Consider the following 5,183-nt stretch of genomic DNA (forward strand, 5'->3'; position numbering starts at 1 on the left):
GAAGGTAACTGGGTGGCCAGGCCAACGTACCCGGTGTAGGCGGTACCTGGAAAGACCTGACCGATTCGGTAAACCAGATGGCGAGTAACCTGACCTCGCAGGTGCGGGACATTGCCGAGGTGGCCGTTGCGGTGGCGAATGGCGACATGAGCCGGAAAATTACCGCCGACGTACGCGGCGAAATGCTTCAGCTGAAAGAAACCCTGAACACCATGGTGGACCAGCTGCGGGCCTTTGCCTCCGAGGTAACCCGGGTAGCCCGGGAGGTAGGTACGGATGGTAAACTGGGTGGCCAGGCTTTTGTGCCCGGGGTAGCCGGTACCTGGAAGGACCTTACCGACTCGGTAAACCAAATGACGGGTAACCTGACTGCCCAGGTACGGAACATTGCCGAGGTAACCAAAGCGGTGGCCAGCGGTGACCTTTCCAAAACGGTAACCATCGACGTAAAAGGCGAAATCCTCGACTTGAAAAACACCATCAACACCATGGTGGAGCAGCTCAACTCCTTTGCCTATGAGGTAACCCGGGTAGCGCGCGAGGTAGGTACCGAGGGGATCCTGGGTGGCCAGGCGCAGGTACGCGGCGTAGGCGGTACCTGGAAGGACCTTACCGACTCGGTAAACCAGATGGCCAACAACCTGACCGATCAGGTACGGGGCATTGCCCTTATTGTAACCGCCATTGCCAATGGTGACCTGAAACGAAAACTAACCCTGGACGCCAAGGGGGAGATCGCCACCCTGGCCGATACGATAAACGAGCTGACCGATACGCTGGGCATCTTTGCCGATCAGGTAACCACGGTAGCCCGCGAGGTAGGGGTAGAAGGTAAGCTGGGCGGCCAGGCCAATGTACCGGGTGCCCTCGGTATCTGGAAAAACCTGACCGAAAACGTAAACCAGCTGGCCAACAACCTGACCACCCAGGTACGCTCCATTGCCGATGTGGCCACGGCCGTAACCAAGGGTGACCTTACCCGAACCATTAATGTGGAGGCCAAAGGCGAGCTGGAAGCCCTTAAGAACACCATCAACCACATGATTGCCAACCTGCGGGAAACCACCCTCAGGAACCAGGAGCAGGACTGGCTAAAATCCAACCTGGCCAAGTTCAACCAGATGCTCCAGGGGCAGAAAGATGTGAAGACCCTCTCGCAGCTGATCCTCTCCGAACTTGCCAAGGTAGTAGGCGCCCAGCACGGCGTATTCTACCTCATCAGCCAGAACTCGGAAGTAGACCGGGCCCGACTGAAGCTGATCGGCTCTTACGGCGCCCGCACCAGCGACCCCATCGAGTACTGCAACATTGGCGAGGGCCTCATAGGCCAGGCGGCTATTGAAAAAGAACGCATCCTGCTTACCAATGTGCCACATGAGTATATCAAGATCTCGTCCGGACTGGGTGAGAGCAGCCCGCTCAACGTTATTGTGCTCCCCATCCTGTTCGATGATCAGGTGAAAGGGGTACTGGAGCTGGCGGCCTTCCACCACTTCAGCCAGACGCACCTTTACTTCCTGGAGCAGCTGACCGAGTCCATCGGTATTGTACTGAACAACATCACCTCCAGTACCCGTACAGAGATCCTGCTGGAGCAGTCGCAAACGCTGGCTGCCGAGCTTAAGATTCAGCAGGAAGAGCTGCGCCGTACCAATGAAGAGCTGGAAGACAAAGCCCAGCTGCTGGCCAAGCAGAAGGAAGAGCTGGAGCAGAAAAATGATGAGGTGGAAATAGCCCGGAAGTCGCTCGAGGAGCAGGCCGCCCAGCTGATGATCACCTCCAAGTACAAATCGGAGTTCCTGGCCAACATGAGCCACGAGTTGCGTACACCGCTTAACTCGCTGCTGATCCTGTCGCAGCAGCTCTCCGAAAACCACGAGGGCAACCTCACCGACCGTCAGGTGCAGTACTCCAAAACCATCAACTCCTGTGGCAATGACCTGGTAAACCTGATCAACGACATCCTGGACCTGTCCAAGATCGAATCGGGCGTGGTTACGGTAGACAATGCTCCGGTAAGCTTTGCCGAGATTGTAGAGTTTGTGGAGCTTACCTTCCGCCACATGGCCGATTTCAAGAAGATCAAATTCGAGATCAGCCAGGACCTTTACCTGCCCGAGTATCTCGAAACCGATGCCCAGCGCCTCAAGCAGATCCTCAAAAACCTGCTTTCCAACTCCTTTAAGTTTACCGAAAAGGGGTCGGTATCGCTCAAGATCTTTGCCGCTGATAAAAAGACCAAGTTCAACAGCAGCGTGCTGGACCGCGCCTCTCAGGTAATAGGCTTTGAGATCAAAGATACCGGCATTGGCATCTCCAAAGAAAAGCAGCACATCATCTTTGAAGCCTTCCAGCAGGCCGAAGGATCTACCAGCCGCAAGTTTGGAGGTACCGGCCTGGGGCTCTCCATCAGCAAAGGCCTTACCGCCCTGCTGGGGGGTGCCATGGAGCTGGAAAGCGACCTGGGCGAGGGCAGTACCTTTACCCTCTACCTGCCGCTAAACTATGATGCCCTTAGTGAGGCCCCGCTTGAAGATGCCGAAGTAGTAAATCTGAACGGCAACCATGGGGTGATCCGGGAAATGAAGCGCACCTATCCCAAGAGTGAAGAGATCCAGCTGGAAATGCCCCTGCCTGTGCAGGAGATCGCTACCGCTACCGTAAGCACGCTCAAGGGGCTAACCAAACCCTTTGAGTGGGAGGACGACCGCGCCATTATCAAAACCAAAGACCGCGTGGTGCTCATCGTTATGGACAACGAGGGGGCCATGGGCCGCCTGCGGGATAAGGCCAAGGGCCATGGCTATAAGTTTGTGGTGACCAGCAAGGGCGGAATGGTCTTTGAAATGGTAAACCAGTACAAGCCCGTAGCCATTATCCTGGATACCAAGCTGGCGGACATTGATGGCTGGAAAGTGCTTGACCGCCTGAAAAACGACCTGGCTACCCGCAGCATCCCCGTATCGCTTACCTCGGTGAATAAAGCCGATATGCCCCTGGCCTACCGCATGGGCGCCAATGGGGTATATGGCAATAAGCTCAGTGAGGAGATTGCCGATAAGGTGTTTGAAAAGATCACCGAGTTCTACAAAAAGAAAAGCAAGGAGTTGCTGATCATTGAAGACTCCGGCGATGATTTCGATAAGATTGCCTTTATGCTCAAGGGGGATGATCTGCACATCACCAACGCCAAAACCGGCGAGGAAGCCCTGAAACTGGTGCGGGAGAATCGCTTCGATACCATCGTCCTGGACCTGAAGCTACCCGATATCAGCGGCTATGAGCTGGTAAGCCGGCTGGAGCAGGAAATGCCCATTGAAGAAACGCCCCTGATCGTGTATTCGGCCAAAGACCTCAACAAGGAAGAGCTGGCCAAATTCAAGCAGATCTCCCGGGGCATTATCCTGAAGAGTGCTGATTCGCTGGAGAAGCTGCTGGACCTCACCACCTTCTACCTGCACCGCAACTTCCGGGAGCTGTCTACCGACAAGCAGAAGATCCTGAAAGATTCGCACCCCTCCTCCAACATTATGGTGGGGAAAAAGGTACTGATCGTAGACGATGATGTGCGTAACATCTTTGCCCTGGTAAGTGCACTGGAAGGCTACGGCCTGGAGATGGAAACGGCCGAAAGCGGCCAGCAGGCCATTGATATTCTGCGCAAAACCCAGGATGTGGATATTGTGCTGATGGACATTATGATGCCCGAGATGGATGGCTTTGAAACCATCCAGATCATCCGCAAGGAGCTGGAAAATCATAACCTGCCCATCATAGCCGTAACGGCCAAGGCCATGAAGGGCGACCGGGAAAAATGCCTGGAAGCCGGGGCCTCCGATTACATCACCAAGCCGCTGGATATGGGCCAGCTGGTGTCGCTGATGCGCATCTGGCTGCACGAAACCGAATATTAATCAAAGCACGCAAATCCTTCATCATGGAAAACATAGCTGAAGCGAAAATACTGTTGGTAGACGACCGGGAAGAAAATCTGCTGGCGCTGGAAACCATTTTGCGCTGTGAAAATTACCAGTTTGTAAAAGCCCGTTCGGGCCGGCAGGCGCTTAAGTGCCTGCTGGACGATCAGGACTTTTACCTGATCATCATGGATGTGGTAATGCCCGATATGGATGGCTTTGAAACCGCCGAGCTGATCTACAACCGGGAGAAACTTAAGAACATCCCTATTATTTTCCTTACGGCCATGGACATTGAGGAGAATATTTACAAGGGATACGAATCTGGTGCCATTGACTACATCGGAAAGCCGGTGATACCCGCCATATTGCGTGCTAAGGTGCGGGCGTTTGTGGAGCTGAGCCAGAAAAACAAGCGGCTGCTTGCGCAGGAAGAAAAACTGAGGACCATTAACAAAAACCTGGAGCGCGAAATCCACGAACGCAAACTGTCGGAAGAAAAGATCAAGGCCCTGAACAAAGACCTGGAAGAACGCCTGGCCGAGCTACAGTCGCTGGATGCGTTTGCCGGTTCTGTATCGCACGATCTGATGTCTCCGCTCAATAATATCAGCGGCCTTACCCGTATTCTGGCAAACCAGTATAGCCAGCAGCTGGACGAAGGGGGTAAAAAAATGGTAGGCCTCATTCAGGAAAGCTCCCAGAAAATGAGCAAGCTGGTGAAAAACCTGCTGCTCTTTTCCCGCCAGGCCAATGCCGAGCTTATTAAAGATGAGCTGGACATGAACGATATGGTTGGGGGGGTGCTGCGCGAAATTGAGAGCTACCGTTCTGTGGAGGGTATCAGCATCCGCGTGCAGGAGCTGCCCAAAGCACTCTGCGACGGCAATATGGTGAAACAGTTATGGATCAACTTCATAACCAATGCCATCAAGTACTCCCAGAAAATGGAGCAGCCCAGCATTGAGATCGGCTCCTTTCAGGAAGACCAAACGGCTGTGTATTTTGTGCGGGATAATGGCGTAGGCTTTGACATGAAAGACTACGACAAGCTCTTTGGGCCTTTCAAGCGCCTGCACAATGCGAGTGATTACGAGGGTACCGGCATTGGCCTAACCATTGTAAAGCGCATCATCGAGCGCCATGGGGGTAAGGTATGGGCCGAGTCTACCCCCGGTAAAGGCGCCACCTTCTACTTCACCCTGGAAAAACCCAAGCCACCAAACTGCTGCATGTTGTATAAAGAGTGCTTGTTACATCTTTATC

At 53.9% G+C, this 5,183-nt stretch carries 2 protein-coding genes; both read left to right on the forward strand.

Features of this window, described 5'->3' with window-relative positions; all coding sequences use genetic code 11:
• Positions 1-77 precede the first annotated feature (77 nt).
• Positions 78-3,914, forward strand: a complete 3,837-nt coding sequence (locus tag ADICEAN_RS20130) for a response regulator (RefSeq protein WP_009197516.1) — start codon at positions 78-80, stop codon at positions 3,912-3,914.
• Positions 3,915-3,937: 23 nt separating this feature from the next.
• Positions 3,938-5,183 (forward strand): sensor histidine kinase (locus tag ADICEAN_RS20135; protein WP_161622746.1); only part of this gene is annotated, 1,246 nt, incomplete at its 3' end.

The organism is Cesiribacter andamanensis AMV16, assembly GCF_000348925.1.
Lineage (GTDB): Bacteria > Bacteroidota > Bacteroidia > Cytophagales > Cyclobacteriaceae > Cesiribacter > Cesiribacter andamanensis.